At 70.4% G+C, this 12,851-nt stretch carries 13 protein-coding genes; 6 read left to right on the forward strand and 7 right to left on the reverse strand.

The genetic code is table 11. The features are described from left to right. Positions 1-171 precede the first annotated feature (171 nt). The 3 genes from ACQP03_RS20140 to ACQP03_RS20150 form a co-directional block, all read right to left on the reverse strand. The gene (locus tag ACQP03_RS20140) at positions 172-363 is read right to left on the reverse strand and encodes a hypothetical protein (RefSeq protein ID WP_357125532.1); all 192 of its coding nucleotides are present in this window, start codon (positions 361-363) and stop codon (positions 172-174) included. 80 nt (positions 364-443) lie between these two features. Continuing rightward, the gene (locus tag ACQP03_RS20145; RefSeq protein ID WP_433457936.1) at positions 444-1,634 is read right to left on the reverse strand and encodes an MFS transporter; all 1,191 of its coding nucleotides are present in this window, start codon (positions 1,632-1,634) and stop codon (positions 444-446) included. Between the two features lie 82 nt (positions 1,635-1,716). Continuing rightward, positions 1,717-2,208 carry a MarR family winged helix-turn-helix transcriptional regulator gene (locus ACQP03_RS20150; protein ID WP_357125525.1) on the reverse strand — a complete coding sequence of 164 codons (492 nt, stop codon included), beginning with the start codon at positions 2,206-2,208 and terminating at the stop codon, positions 1,717-1,719. Positions 2,209-2,317: 109 nt separating this feature from the next. Here ACQP03_RS20150 and ACQP03_RS20155 point away from each other — a divergent pair, with 109 nt between their 5' ends. Genes ACQP03_RS20155 through ACQP03_RS20165 form a run of 3 tightly spaced genes read left to right on the forward strand, consistent with a single transcriptional unit; the run spans position 2,318 to position 5,121 of the window. Further along, positions 2,318-3,367, forward strand: coding sequence for an LLM class flavin-dependent oxidoreductase (locus tag ACQP03_RS20155; protein WP_433457938.1), 1,050 nt, complete (start codon positions 2,318-2,320; stop codon positions 3,365-3,367). After that, positions 3,360-4,391: an LLM class flavin-dependent oxidoreductase gene (locus tag ACQP03_RS20160; RefSeq protein WP_433112853.1), complete on the forward strand. Its 1,032-nt coding sequence runs from the start codon at positions 3,360-3,362 to the stop codon at positions 4,389-4,391. The genes ACQP03_RS20155 and ACQP03_RS20160 overlap by 8 nt, the downstream gene beginning before the upstream one ends. Before the next feature lie 31 nt (positions 4,392-4,422). Further along, positions 4,423-5,121 (forward strand): NADPH-dependent F420 reductase, encoded by a 699-nt coding sequence (locus tag ACQP03_RS20165; RefSeq protein ID WP_355048056.1) that lies wholly within the window; start codon positions 4,423-4,425, stop codon positions 5,119-5,121. Between the two features lie 13 nt (positions 5,122-5,134). Here the strand turns inward: ACQP03_RS20165 and ACQP03_RS20170 are convergent, their stop codons facing one another. From ACQP03_RS20170 to ACQP03_RS20185, 4 genes are all read right to left on the reverse strand, one after another. Further along, positions 5,135-5,860 carry a tetratricopeptide repeat protein gene (locus ACQP03_RS20170; protein WP_433457941.1) on the reverse strand — a complete coding sequence of 242 codons (726 nt, stop codon included), beginning with the start codon at positions 5,858-5,860 and terminating at the stop codon, positions 5,135-5,137. A 48-nt stretch (positions 5,861-5,908) separates the two neighbouring features. Continuing rightward, on the reverse strand, positions 5,909-6,667 hold the full coding sequence (locus tag ACQP03_RS20175; protein WP_433457943.1) for a GNAT family N-acetyltransferase: 759 nt from the start codon (positions 6,665-6,667) through the stop codon (positions 5,909-5,911). An 83-nt stretch (positions 6,668-6,750) separates the two neighbouring features. Further along, positions 6,751-7,440 carry a TMEM175 family protein gene (locus ACQP03_RS20180; protein ID WP_357169188.1) on the reverse strand — a complete coding sequence of 230 codons (690 nt, stop codon included), beginning with the start codon at positions 7,438-7,440 and terminating at the stop codon, positions 6,751-6,753. 211 nt (positions 7,441-7,651) lie between these two features. Then, positions 7,652-9,187 (reverse strand): pectate lyase family protein, encoded by a 1,536-nt coding sequence (locus ACQP03_RS20185; RefSeq protein WP_433457946.1) that lies wholly within the window; start codon positions 9,185-9,187, stop codon positions 7,652-7,654. 855 nt (positions 9,188-10,042) lie between these two features. Here ACQP03_RS20185 and ACQP03_RS20190 point away from each other — a divergent pair. From ACQP03_RS20190 to ACQP03_RS20200, 3 genes are all read left to right on the forward strand, one after another. Beyond that, complete coding sequence (locus ACQP03_RS20190) at positions 10,043-11,791, forward strand: cellulose binding domain-containing protein (protein WP_433457948.1); 1,749 nt, start codon at positions 10,043-10,045, stop codon at positions 11,789-11,791. A 102-nt stretch (positions 11,792-11,893) separates the two neighbouring features. After that, positions 11,894-12,562, forward strand: a complete 669-nt coding sequence (locus ACQP03_RS20195) for a hypothetical protein (protein WP_433457950.1) — start codon at positions 11,894-11,896, stop codon at positions 12,560-12,562. After that, complete coding sequence (locus tag ACQP03_RS20200) at positions 12,498-12,830, forward strand: hypothetical protein (RefSeq protein ID WP_433457952.1); 333 nt, start codon at positions 12,498-12,500, stop codon at positions 12,828-12,830. Before ACQP03_RS20195 ends, ACQP03_RS20200 begins: the two co-directional genes overlap by 65 nt. The last annotated feature ends 21 nt before the right edge of the window (positions 12,831-12,851 follow it).

The raw sequence follows: 12,851 nt of genomic DNA on the forward strand, positions 1-12,851 counted from the left end.
GCCCGGTCAGCCCCATATCAGCGATGTCGTGTCGATCACCGGTGGTCGTGGCGCGGATCGGCGCGCATGACGACGGTGCGGGTCAGGCCACCCGCCGCGTATACATCGGATGATTGCAGCAGCCGCGCCCGCGTCGGCCTCAGTGGACCGGCGGGCGCGGCTGGGTGTCGCTCACTCGGGCAGCGTCGCCCCGGACTTCTCGGCCACCAGGTACCTCGCGTACCAGTCGGGCCAGTTGTCGTCCCGCTGGCCGGTGCGCTTCTCGTGCTCGTCGTGGGCCGCCGCCGCGCGCCGCAGCGCGTCCGCCAGGTCGGTCGCCGACCGATACGACGTCAGATCGCCCTCACCGGCGTTCGGACTCATCGCGACCTCCTGGGTTACTCGCCCCACCGTCGACGACCACGCTACGTCCTACGCGCCGGTGAGGTGCGGCGTTCGGGGCATCAGCCCGGCGCCGCCCTCGTCGCCCGGCGCAGCCCGAACAGGGCGACAAGCGCGAGCAGGATGACGGCGACGGAGTACTCGTCGGCGGTCCGCGGGAGGCCCCCGGCGTACACCACGAGGAAGCCGGCGATCACGGTGGGAAGGCCGAAACCGACGTAGCAGACGACGTAGAGCAGCGACAGCACGCTGGCGCGTTCGTGCGCCTCGACCAGCGGCATGATCGTCTTGAGGCTGCCCTGGAACCCGCCGCCGAAGCCGACGCCGCCGAGCGCGAGACCGAGGAAGAACCCGGGTACGGAGTCGGCCATGACCGAGACCACCGTGACGACCATGCCCAGGATGAGGGCGACGATCCCGGTCAGGATGACCGTCCGCGCGGCGGTGTCGCGCAACAGCAGGACGGCGACCGACCCGAAGAGCGCGAAGACGAAGAGCACCAGACCGGCGACCACGATCGACGTGTCCATGAGGCTGCGCACGAGCGCCGGGCCGAGCGCGCCGAAGAAGCCGGCCAGCGCCCAGACCGCGAACAGCACCGGAGCGACGACCAGCACCGGCCCGCGTACCGGGCGCGGCAGCCTGATCTCCGGTCGCAGGCTGCGCCGCGCGCCGGGCATCCGGGTGACGGTCTCCGGCATCAGCGCGACCCCGACGGCCTGGATCAGCAGGATCGCGACGAGGACGACGTACACCAGGCGGGTCGGCGCGGGCAGGTAGCGGATGAACAGCGCCGAGAGCAGCGCCCCGCTGCCGGTGCCGAGGCCGGGTGCGATCGAGTTGGCGAGCGTCCCGCGAGCGCGGTCGATGTCCAGCATGGCCGCGCCGACGGCGCCCGTCGCCGCGCCCGCCGCGAGCCCCTGCACGAGGCGGGCGGCCAGCAGCGCGGGTACGCCGTTGGCGAGGATGAACACCAGCAGCGACAGGATCTGTACGGCGATCGCGGCGGCCAGGACCGGACGCCGGCCGACGTGGTCGGAGAGCTTGCCGAAGGTGAGCAGCGATGCCAGCACCGCGAGCGCGTAGACCGCGAACACCACGGTGGTCGTGACCGACGAGAAGTGCCAGCGCTCCTGGTAGATCCCGTAGAGCGGAGTCGGGGCCGCCGAGGCGGCCAGGAACGACACGAGGATCGACGCCAGCAGCACCAGGGAGACGTTCGGCGCGAGTCGTACCCGCCCCGCGATCGACATGTCCTGCTCCTCGGGCTGCGCGGCGCTCGTCGGACTCGACGGCCGCAGGCGCGTACCCGATGTGCCGCTCTCCATGCGCCGACTACTCGTCGGCGCGCGGCCCGAGATGCTCGCGCAGCGCCCGCGCGATGTCGCCGGCCGCGCGGAGCTGGTCCGGCGTGAGAGCGTCGACGAACAGCTCCCGGATGGTGCGCAGGTGCGGATAGGTGGCCCGCTGGAACGCCGCGGCCCCGGCCGGGGTGAGGATCACCTCCGCCCCGCGCGGGACGGTCGCGCACTCCTCGCGACGGATCAGCCCGCGTCGTTCCATGCGTCCCAGGTGGTGCGAGAGTCGACTCCGCTCCCACCCGATCTGCGCGGCCAGGGCGGAGGAGCGCATCCGCCGCTCCTTAGCCTCGCTGAGGGCGAGCAGGACGGCGTAGTCACCCGGCGAGAGGGAAGAGTCGACCTGGAGACGCGACCCGACCCGGGAGGTGAGCGCCTCTGTCGTCTCGACGAAGTCCCGCCAGATCCGCAGCTCCTCCGCCGTCGGCAACTGCCGGCCCCCGCGCCGTTCGGGTGTGGTGTCGACCATCGAACCCTCCCGGGAATTGACGTGTCAATTCGCAGGTTAGCATCATTGACACGTCAACCGGGAAGGCCACTTCCCGCGTGTCGACGGCGAAGAACGCCGAGGAGGAGACATGTCCGCCGCACCCTTCGAACTGGGGCTCAACTCGTTCGGCGAGGTGGCCACGGACGGCGACCGGATCCTGAGTGACGCCGAGACCGTCCAGCTGCTGGTGGACGAGGCCCGGCTCGCCGAGTCGGTCGGGCTCGACGTGTTCAGCCTGGGCGAGCACTACCGGGAGGGGCACAACGACTCGGCCACCCCCGTCCTGCTCGCGGCCATGGCCACGGCGACCGACGGGATCAAGCTCGGCACCTCGGTCACCGTCCTGAGCACGAACGACCCGGTACGGCTCTACCACGAGTTCGCCACCCTGGACGCGGTCAGCGACGGCCGGGCCCAACTGGTCCTCGGACGGGCATCCGCGACGGAGTCGTTCCCCCTGTTCGGCTACGACCTGGCGGACTACGAGCGGTTGTTCGAGGAGAAGCTGGACCTCTTCCTCCAGCTCCAACGCGACGAAACGGTCACCTGGTCGGGAACCGTACGCACTCCCCTGGTCGCGCAACGGCTCCATCCGCGCATGCGCCCGGGTGGAATCCCCACCTGGATCGGCGTCGGAGGAAGCCCCAACTCGGTTATCCGCGCCGCCCGGCACGGGCTCCCGCTCCTGCTGGCGATCATCGGTGGACGACCGCAGCGGTTCGCCGGCCACGTCGACCTCTACCATCGGGCGCTCGAACAGTTCGGGCAGGCCGCGCAACCCGTCGGGCAACACTCGCTCGGCCTCGTCGCGGACACCGACGAGGAGGCCGTCGAGACGTGGTGGCGGTACTGGCAGCCCACGGTGGCGCGGCTCGCCGAGGAGCGCGGCTTCTACAAGCCGGACCGCGCGCGCTACGAGGCCGAGATCGACCACGGCGCGCTGTTCGTGGGGTCACCGGAGACGGTGGCCCGCAAGATCGCAACCATGGCCCGCGACCTGCGGCTGAGTCGGTTCGACCTGAAGTACGACATCATGCACCTGCCTCGCGAGGCGCGGGCGCGCACCATCGAGCTGCTCGGCAGCGAGGTCGCGCCACGGGTCCGGGAGCTGTTGGCGAAGGAGCCCACCAATGTCTGATCTCGTGTTCGGCCTCGACACCTTCGGTGACGTACCGGAGGACGACTCCGGCAAGCCCGTCTCCCACGCCGCCGCCATCCGGCAGGTCGTCGACGAGGCGGTGCTGGCCGACGACCTCGGCGTCGACGTCATCGCCCTGGGCGAGCACCACCGACCCGAGTACTCGGTGTCGACGCCGGAGACGGTGCTGGCGGGCATCGCCACCCGTACCTCGCGGATCCGGCTCTCCTCCGGCGTCACCGTACTGAGCTCGGACGACCCGGTCCGCGTCTTCCAGCGTTTCGCCACGGTCGACGCGCTGTCGAACGGTCGGGCCGAGGTCATCCTCGGCCGGGGCTCGTTCACCGAGTCCTTCCCGCTGTTCGGCTACGACCTGGCCGACTACGACGTGCTGTTCGAGGAGCGGATCGAGCTGTTCGCGAAGCTGCTCGACGAACAGCCGGTCACCTGGAGCGGCACCACCCGCGCCCCGCTCACCGACGCCGACGTGTTTCCCAAGACGGAGTCGGGACGCCTCACCACCTGGGTGGGCGTCGGCGGCTCGCCGCAGTCGGTGGTGCGGACCGCCCGGTACGGCCTGCCGCTCATGCTCGCCATCATCGGCGGCGCTCCGGAGCGCTTCGCACCCTACATCGACCTCTACCGCCGGGCCGCCGACCAGCTCGGCACCACCGCGCACCCGGTCGGGATGCACTCGCCCGGCTTCGTCGCCGACACCGACGAGGAGGCGAAGGAGCTGTTCTGGCCGTACTACCGGGTGATGCGCGACCGGATCGGCGCGCTGCGCGGCTGGCCACCGATCCGCCGCCAGGAGTTCGACTCGGAGGTGGAGCACGGCTCGCTCTACATCGGCTCGCCGGAGACGGTCGCCCGCCGGATGGCCGCCGCCATCAAGGGTCTCGGTGTCGGCCGTTTCGACCTCATCTACACCGCCGGGGCGCAACCCGTGAGCGCCCGGATGCGCGCCGTGGAGCTGTACGGCTCGCGGGTGATCCCGATGGTCCGCGACATCCTGGCCGGCTGACCACCGGCCGATCATCCTTGGAGAGGGAGACATGAACGACAGCGGTACCGACCGACCACGGACCCTCGCCATCCTCGGCGCCGGCAAGGTGGGCACCGTCCTCGCCCGGCTCGCGCTCGCCGCCGGCTACCGGGTGCTCGTCGCCGGCTCCGGCGATCCGGCGAAGATCGCCCTGACCGTCGAGGTGCTGACGCCCGGAGCGGTGGCGACCACCGCCGTCGACGCCGTGGCGGACGCCGACATCGTCGTCCTCGCCCTGCCGCTGGGCAAGTACCGCGCGCTGCCCGCCGAGGCGCTGCGGGGCAAGCTCGTCGTCGACGCGATGAACTACTGGTGGGAGGTCGACGGCATCCGCGACGACCTGACCGATCCGCGCACCTCGTCCAGTGAGATCGTCCAGGCGTTCCTGGCCGGGTCGCGGGTCGTCAAGGCGTTCAACCACATGGGCTACCACGATCTCGAGGACGGCGCCCGTCCGGCGGGCACGGCCGGCCGCAAGGCCATCGCGATCGCCGGCGACGACGAGGCCGACCTCGCTCCGGTGGCCTCGCTGGTGGACGCCCTCGGCTTCGATCCGGTCGTCGCCGGCCCGCTCGCCGAGGGCGTACGCCTCGAACCGGGTAGCGAGTTGTTCGGCGCCAACGTCAGCGCCGACGAGGTGCGGGCCATGCTCCGGCGCTTCCCCGAATCGGAGCGCGGCCAGGCCGTCGCCGCCGCCCGGTCGGCCTGACCCGCTGGTCCTCTCAGTGCTCGTCGTCGAACGCCGTACGAGGATCGAGGTGCCGACCCCGCTCCTGCGCGGCGGCGTAGGCGGCGGGGCCGAGCGCCCCGACCGCGGCGTCGCGCACGGCGGCGAGGTCGGCCGCGTCGTCCGGGTCCGGCACCTGGCCGATCGCCGCGAACGCCGCGTCCGCGAGGCCGACCATGAGCGCCGCCCGCGAATGGTCACCCTCGGCGGACGCGAGCGCCGCACCCGCCACGCAGACGTACGGCACGAAGTCGTCCCAGCCGTGCTGGAACACCCGGGTACGGCTGAGGGTGAACAGCTTGCGCGCCTCGGCGAGGTTACCGAGACCCAGCTCGCAGAAGGCCAGGTTGTGCGTCTCGGAATTCACCGTCTCCGGTCGGCCCAGCGACTCGTTCAGCGCGATGCTCTCGCGATACAGGTCCCGCGCCCGGTCCAGGTCGCCGGCCATCCGCGCCACCGCCGCCAGCACGTGCCTCGGCCGCTCCTGGAGCGCGCGGTCACCCGAGCGAACCGCGACGTCGAGGGCCTCGCGCGCCCGGGTCTCCCCGAGCGCCAGGTCGCCGCCACGAATCGCCACCCGGGCCAGGCTGTAGCGGGCCTCCACCTCGCCCGCCACGTCGCCGACGGCACGAGCACGCTCGATCTCGGCCGTGCTCATCCGTACCACCGCGTCGCTCTCCCCCCGACGGAAGGCCGAGCGGACGTCGTCACTGAAGCTCACGGTTACTTTCCCCCTCGTGCGTCGCGGCTCCGGCCCTGGCGGTGGCCCTCAGGCATGGAAGGCGATCCAGTTCTCCTGGAAACGGAAGCCCATCGACTCGTACAGCGGCCGGCCGAGCGCGCTGGACTGCAGGTACGCCGCGTCCGCGCCGGCCGCGACGCCGTCACGTACCACCTTCTCGGTGATCGCGCGGCCCAGGCCGCGACCACGCGCGTCCGGGACGACGGCGATGTTGAACACGCCGACCACACCGCGGGTGCGCATCCCGAGACCGGTGCCGAGGACCTGGCCGGCCTCCTCGTACAGGTATCCGTCGATCCGCTCGGCGTCGAGCACCGCGCCCCCCATCAGCGACCCGAACAGACCGTCCGGCACCTCGAAGCCCCTGGTCAGGACGTCCGTGTACCGATCGCTGTCCGCCGCGCCGACCTGCCGTACGCGCTCGCGCTGCGCCTCGTCCGCCCGGAACACCAGCTCGTCCACCCCGCAGGCCAGCAGGGGCAGCTCGCTGCGCGCGGCGAGCCTGTGCCGGGTGGCGAGATCGGCCACCGCGCCGTCGACACCGCCCCGGACCACGATCGACCAGGCCTCGACCTGCCCGGACACCTCGGTGGCCAGCTCGTGCAGGGCGTCGAGATCCGGCTCGCGCGACAGGTCGTACGCCACGTTCAGCGTCGCCGCTCCCGCGTGGGTCACCGCCGCACGGGCGGTGCCCCGCCGCGCGTAGTAGCCCTTCGGTGTCGCTCCGCACAGATCCTCGATGGCGTCGTCGTACGCCGCCGCCATCCGATCACCGATGATGTTCATGTCCCTGTCCCCCTGACGCTCCCCCGAGCGTGCGCAAACATAGCCGCAACGCCGCGAGCTGCGCGAACCGAGGTGCGGCGGGGTCAGCGTCGGTGGGTGGCGCGCCCCGGCCACCACCGCCCGGAGCGGAGCCCCTGACTGGTGGCGCCGTGGAAGATGATCATCACGACCACGCCGATCAGGCCGAGGAACGGGTTCACCAGCCAGCCAAGCAGACCGGTCAGGCCGTAGAGGACCAGGCCGACGATCGGGCGGAACTCCTGCACCCGTACCTGGTCCTGGCCGATGGTGTCGGCCCGCAGCGCCGGGTGGCGGCGGACATAGGAGAAGAGCACCCACCAGGGCGCCGACATCAGCGAGGCGGCGAACGCGTACAGGACGACGGCGACCCGGAGGTCGTCGGTGTTGCCGTCGGCCAGCGCCGACGCCAGAACTGCGGTGGGAAAGGGAATGATCACCACGCCGAAGAGAATGCCGAGATTGATCGAGCTGAACGCCGGGGTGGTGCCCCGCACCAACTGGAGCACGGCGTGATGGTTCATCCAGAGAACCCCGACGTAGATGAACGACACGACGAAGGCCAGGTATGACGGCCCTTCACCGAGAAGCCCCTCGGCCAGCCCGCCCTCGTGGAAATCCGGTGCCCGCAGGTCGAGCACCAGCAGGGTGATGACGATGGCGAACACGCCGTCGCTGAACGCCGCCAGGCGACCCGCGTCGGTCACCGCGGGATCACCGTCGCCTGCCTGGATCCCCCGTTGACCTGCGGACATTGCCGCATGCTAACAGTGACGCCGCGACAACCGAACGTGATTGCGGATCGCGGCACCGGCCTGAGCCGGTCGTCGCTCTTCACCACGGCCACGGGCCGTTGCCGGGCGCGCCATGGCGACGGGTTGAAGAGCGGCATTCCTCAGGGTCATCTTCATACCTCTGCGGAATACCGCTCCTCACCGCGTGCCCGACGCGCCCGCCACCGGATGGTCAGCTGGCGTACGTCTCGAACTCGCCGACCCGGGGCGTACCGCTGGAGCTGTTGATCTTAAAAGTGATCTTGCTCAGCGTCGTCGCGGCGAACGTGATCGCACCCGCACCCGCACCGGAGGCCAGGACGGCGCCGGTGTCGTGATTGACGAGCTGCCAGGACCCGATGGAGCCCTGGGTGCCGGAGGGCTCCCGGATGGTCACGCGGGACACCCGTGTAGCGGATCCCCACTTGATCGAGATCGAACCGGTCGAGCCGGCCGGCGACCAGTAGGTGGCGATGTCGCCGTCGCGCACGTTGCCGTAGCTGGTCCCGCTGGCCTTGCTGGAACCGTCCGCGCCGGCACCCAGGCTGAGATTCGTCCCGCTGGGTGGCGGCGTGGTCGGCGCTGGCGTGGTGGGCGCTGGCGTGGTGGGCGCTGGCGTCTGCGGCGAGCAACTTCCGTCGGACACCCGCAGGCCCGTGTTGGCGCCCGCCGTCTGGCCGACGACGTTCGGCACGCAGCTCGCGCCGTCCAGCCGGTAGGCGTACGGAATGCTGACGGTGGTGATGGACGTCGGATTGGGGCCAGCCGGGTAGTTGTCGCTGCCCGGGTTGGACCAGGTGACGTTGTCGAAGATGTTGCCGCTGACCTGCCAGTAGCCGCGCTCGTCGGTGTAGAACGTGCCCAGGACATCCTTCGAGTCGCGGAAGTGGTTGTTCTCGACCTTGGCTCGGGCCCCGGCCCGGGAGTTGATACCGGACTCGTTCAGGCTCACGTAGCTGTTGTTGTAGACGTGGGCGACGCCGCCGCGCAGCAACGGCGTACGGGAATCGATGTTCTGGTACAGGTTGTGGTGGAACGTGACGAAGCCGTTCGACAGGTCGCTCTCACTGGACCCGATGAGACCACCGCGCCCCGAGTTGCGCAGGATGCTGTACGACAGGGTCACGTACTGGGTGTCGTTCTTCATGTCGAAGAGGCCGTCGTACCCCTCCGACTCCCCGCCGGACGCTTCCAGCGTGACGTGGTCGACCCAGACGTTGCGGACGGCGCTCTCCATGCCGATGGCGTCCCCGCCGTTGGAGGTCGGCGAACCCGACTTCTTGACGTTCCGGACCGTGACGTTCTGGATGATGATGTTGCGGGAGTCGCGGATGTGGATGCCCACCTGGTCGAAGACGGCTCCACTGCCGACCCCGATGATGGTGACGTTGCTGATCTGCTTCAGCTCGATCACGCCGTCCGCCGTGCTGCAGCTCGATCCCGACACCTTGCTGGTGTTGCCGTGGTTGATCGTCCCGGTGACCTCGATGGTGAGCGGGGTGCTGCTGCTGGCCCGTCCGCACAGGGCCGCGTGGATCGCGGTGCCCGTACTGGCGCGCACCGTCTGTCCTCCCGCGCCACCGGTGGTCCCGCCGTTCTGGGTGGCGTAACCGGTGGCGGCGCCCACCGCCGCCGCCGGCCGGGGACCCTGAAGAGTCACGCCGGCCGCGACCCCGACAGCCACCGTCACGAGTGCCGCCGGAAGACGGCGTACGAGTGTTCGTCTCATCTCGCCTCACTTTCGAAGAATCGGTGTGACGCGTCGATGTCGGAAGGCGTCAGCGGACGGCCGTCACCCGACCCGGAATAGGCGACAATCAATTACGCATCGATCGTCGGCAATGCCGCCACCCTGACGTCCGAGGCGGAGCCGCTGGCCAAGCGGCACACAACCGACAGCGCCCGAGGCGCACCCACTCGATCCGGGGACGAAACATCGACGTGACACGATCGTAGGAAAGCGTTTTCCGTGAAGCAACACCTACCGCTTGCAGGTTTGTTGCAGCGCACCCCCCGGGCTCCGGTGATCATGAAGTTATCGCCACGACACGCCGACAACCACGGCAACGACTTCATGATCACCGGGGGGGGCGGGGAGAGAGGAGCGAGGGCGGGGTGGTGTGGCGTTGACAAGGGGGCATTGAACGAAATAAATTCCTGGCTACGAGAAACTGTTTCGCGCGCTCGCTGTGCGGCACTCACCCGCGAGCCGCGAATGAGCAGAGCGGCCGCCCGCCCCACGAGCCGGTCGACAAAGGAGGGTGCCGCAGCCCCGCCGGACCCGCTCGTCGCATCGTCACTCGTCGCGCCCCACAGCACCGCCGGCGCGAGGGCCGATCCGGCGTCGACTCCCGGCCGCCGCACCGGCGTTCCCCCGGTGACCCCCTCCGCGAATCGTCGCGGCGTGGGGCTCGGCGACCGGCAGGTCGAGGGTGACCGGCCCGGCTGATCCGGACAGCAGATCCGACAGCCCCCGCCTCGCGCGCTTGGGAGCGCTCCCGGCGACGCCGGGCGTACCGACGCTCTCCGAACCGACCAGCCCGGACGCGTCGGCCGCCACCACCACCACCTCGGGAGAAGTCTGATGAGAAAACGAAGGGTCACCAACGCCGCCCTGGTGTCGGCGGGCGCCGTCCTGCTGGCATCGACGGCGGTCGCACTGGCCGCGCCAGCCGGCGCCGCAGCCGCCGGCTGTGCCGTGAACTACGCCGTGTCATCGCAGTGGCAGGGCGGCTTCGGCGCGAACGTCACCATCACCAATCTGGGCGACCCGGTCAGCAGTTGGACGCTGAACTGGTCCTACAGCGCCGGACAGACCGTCACGCAGGCCTGGAACACGACGCTGACCCAGAGCGGCGCCGCGGTCACCGCCAAGAACGTCAGCTACAACGGCGCCATCGGGACCAACGGCACCGCGTCGTTCGGCTTCAACGGCTCGTGGACGGGCAGCAACCCCGATCCGTCCAGCTTCGCGCTCAACGGCGTGACGTGCACCGGCGAGCCGACGCCGACGACACCGGCCCCGACGACGCCGCCACCGACCACGCCGCCCCCAACCACGCCGCCGCCGACCACACCGCCACCGACCACCCCACCGCCCACCGGCCCGGCCGACATCACGGTGAACAGCAACACCAGGTACCAGACCGTCGACGGGTTCGGGGCCGCCCAGTCCATCTGGGGTAGCGCCTGGTCGACCACCGACACCCAGACGCTGGTCGGGCTGGGCGCCAACCAGCTCGGCCTGTCCATCGTGCGTACCGGCCTCTCGCCGGAGTCCAGCGAATGGGCGACCCACGTCAACTCGTTGAAGACGGCGAAGGCGTACGGGTCGAACGTGAAGATCCTCGCCTCGCCATGGACCGCACCCGCCGCGTGGAAGACCAACAACAGCCGCACCGGCGGCGGCAAGCTGAAGACCGACTACTACGACGACTACGCGAACCATCTGAACAGCTATGTGCAGTACATGCGGGGTCAGGGTGTGACCATCGACGTCACGTCCGTGCAGAACGAGCCGGACTGGCACCCCGACTACGACTCGATGGACTGGAGCGGCACCGAACTGCGCACCTTCGTCCGCGACCAGGGTTCGAAGGTGCAGAACAGCAAGCTGATGGTCGCCGAGGCGGTCAACCTGAACTACGGCTACACCGACCCGACCCTGAACGACGCGACCGCTCGGAACAACATCGGTTACATCGGCGGGCACCTGTACGGCACCGAGTCCGCAGGACGGCTGGCGCCGTACAACCTGGCCGCCCAGTACAACAAGCCGGTGTGGATGACCGAGTGGAACCTGCACGCGGCGGACGGCGGCGGCTCGAACATCTGGGGCAACCCCAGCAACCTGGCCGTCTGGAACGAGACGCTCGACGACATCATGCGGACGGTGCACAGGTCGATGGAGGCCAACTGGGCCGCCTACATCTGGTGGTACGGCAAGCGCTACTACTCCTTCATCGGTGACGGCGAGGCGGCCTACGGCACCACGGCCGGCGCCCCGCTCAAGCGCGGGTACGCGTTTTCCCAGTACGCCAAGTACGTCCGGCCGGGCTACCAGCGGGTGGCCCTGACCAAGAGTTCCAAGGCGTCCCCGCTGGAGGTGACGGCCTACCAGGGGGACGGCAAGATCACGCTGGTCATCCTCAACCGGTCAAACAGCGCGGTCAACAACGCCGTGATCCAGGCCCCGCAGAACGTCAGCAGGGCGGAGTACTACCTGACCTCGCAGAACGCCAACGCGGCGAGCCAGCCGACAAGCGTGAACGGAGGCCAGGCCACCATCAACGTCGGCGCGCGGAGCATCTCGACCCTCGTGTTCACGCTCTGACCGCCGGGAGGCGGCGGGCGTGAGCCAGATCCCTCCGGTCGGGGAGCGCCATCCCTGGCCGGAGGGAAGCCCGGCGGCGGAGACGCCGCGAGGATCACAGGCATGACGACGACGGCACCCCGCACCCGTGGCAGCGGCCACGGCCTGACGTACGCCATGCTCGGCTGGGCCGTGGCCTACGGCGGCCTACGCCTGGTGTGGACGGTCGGCCCGCCGCCGGAATTCCCACCGTTCGGGTCCGACCTGCTCGGCTTCACGGGCTGGCGGTCGGTGGCGTTGTGCCTGGTCGCGGGCGCGGTGACGGTCGCCCTGGACCGCACGGCGACCTGGCGACCGGCGCTCGCGGGGCTGGCCTGGATCGTCGCCGGCGCGCTGGTCGCGGCGGCGGCGATCCTACTGCCGGAGCTGGTGAGCCTCCTGCTGTTCGCGCCCGGCCCGTCGTTCGACCCGGTGGCGTTCGCCAGCCGGCTCGGCTGCGCCACCGGAGCGGCGCTCCTCGGCCTGGCCGTCTTCGACTATCAGCGCCGCACCCGAGGCGACTGCCCCCGCCTGCTGCCGCACCGTCCGACCCGGCCACCGACGCTCGACGCCCGCGCCGTGGGCACGCTGGGCGGCGTACGTGGCGGTGGCCGGGCTCGTCACCCGCTTCGCCGCGCAGGCCGTGGTGGGCTTCGACAACGTGGCGCAGGACGCCTCCATCATCGGGTTGGAGATCGGTCTGGTGCTGGCCGGTGTGCTGTTGCCGCTGGCGCTGGTGCACCACTGGGGTGAGGTCTGGCCGGGATGGGTTCCCCTGCTCGCCGGTCGTCGGATTCCCCGCCGGCTGTTGCTGGTGCCGGGATTCGGGCTCGGGGCGGCCATCGTCGCCTACTTCGGCATGGGGATGGCGCAGGTGGCGTCCGGGTCGGCCAGCGAATTCTCCGACGCGTTCCTCTGGGTGGCCATGTCGGCGTACTGCCTCCTGGGGCTCGGCCTCCTCACCGCGTCCAGCGACTACCACCTCCGTACCCGCACAGCGTGCCGGGCCTGCGGGCGCTGACCGCCCGCAGGCCCCGCTCAG

Source organism: Micromonospora sp. CA-248212, from assembly GCF_050948405.1.
Classification (GTDB): Bacteria; Actinomycetota; Actinomycetes; order Mycobacteriales; family Micromonosporaceae; genus Micromonospora.

What these genes read in the sequence shown, in the direction of transcription:
- ACQP03_RS20140 (WP_357125532.1), bottom strand. Translation starts at nt 363, where the DNA reads ATGAGTCCGAACGCCGGTGAGGGCGATCTGACGTCGTATCGGTCGGCG.
- ACQP03_RS20145 (WP_433457936.1), bottom strand. Translation starts at nt 1,634, where the DNA reads ATGTCGATCGCGGGGCGGGTACGACTCGCGCCGAACGTCTCCCTGGTG.
- ACQP03_RS20150 (WP_357125525.1), bottom strand. Translation starts at nt 2,208, where the DNA reads ATGGTCGACACCACACCCGAACGGCGCGGGGGCCGGCAGTTGCCGACG.
- ACQP03_RS20155 (WP_433457938.1), top strand. Translation starts at nt 2,318, where the DNA reads ATGTCCGCCGCACCCTTCGAACTGGGGCTCAACTCGTTCGGCGAGGTG.
- ACQP03_RS20160 (WP_433112853.1), top strand. Translation starts at nt 3,360, where the DNA reads ATGTCTGATCTCGTGTTCGGCCTCGACACCTTCGGTGACGTACCGGAG.
- ACQP03_RS20165 (WP_355048056.1), top strand. Translation starts at nt 4,423, where the DNA reads ATGAACGACAGCGGTACCGACCGACCACGGACCCTCGCCATCCTCGGC.
- ACQP03_RS20175 (WP_433457943.1), bottom strand. Translation starts at nt 6,667, where the DNA reads ATGAACATCATCGGTGATCGGATGGCGGCGGCGTACGACGACGCCATC.
- ACQP03_RS20180 (WP_357169188.1), bottom strand. Translation starts at nt 7,440, where the DNA reads ATGTCCGCAGGTCAACGGGGGATCCAGGCAGGCGACGGTGATCCCGCG.
- ACQP03_RS20185 (WP_433457946.1), bottom strand. Translation starts at nt 9,187, where the DNA reads ATGAGACGAACACTCGTACGCCGTCTTCCGGCGGCACTCGTGACGGTG.
- ACQP03_RS20190 (WP_433457948.1), top strand. Translation starts at nt 10,043, where the DNA reads ATGAGAAAACGAAGGGTCACCAACGCCGCCCTGGTGTCGGCGGGCGCC.
- ACQP03_RS20195 (WP_433457950.1), top strand. Translation starts at nt 11,894, where the DNA reads ATGACGACGACGGCACCCCGCACCCGTGGCAGCGGCCACGGCCTGACG.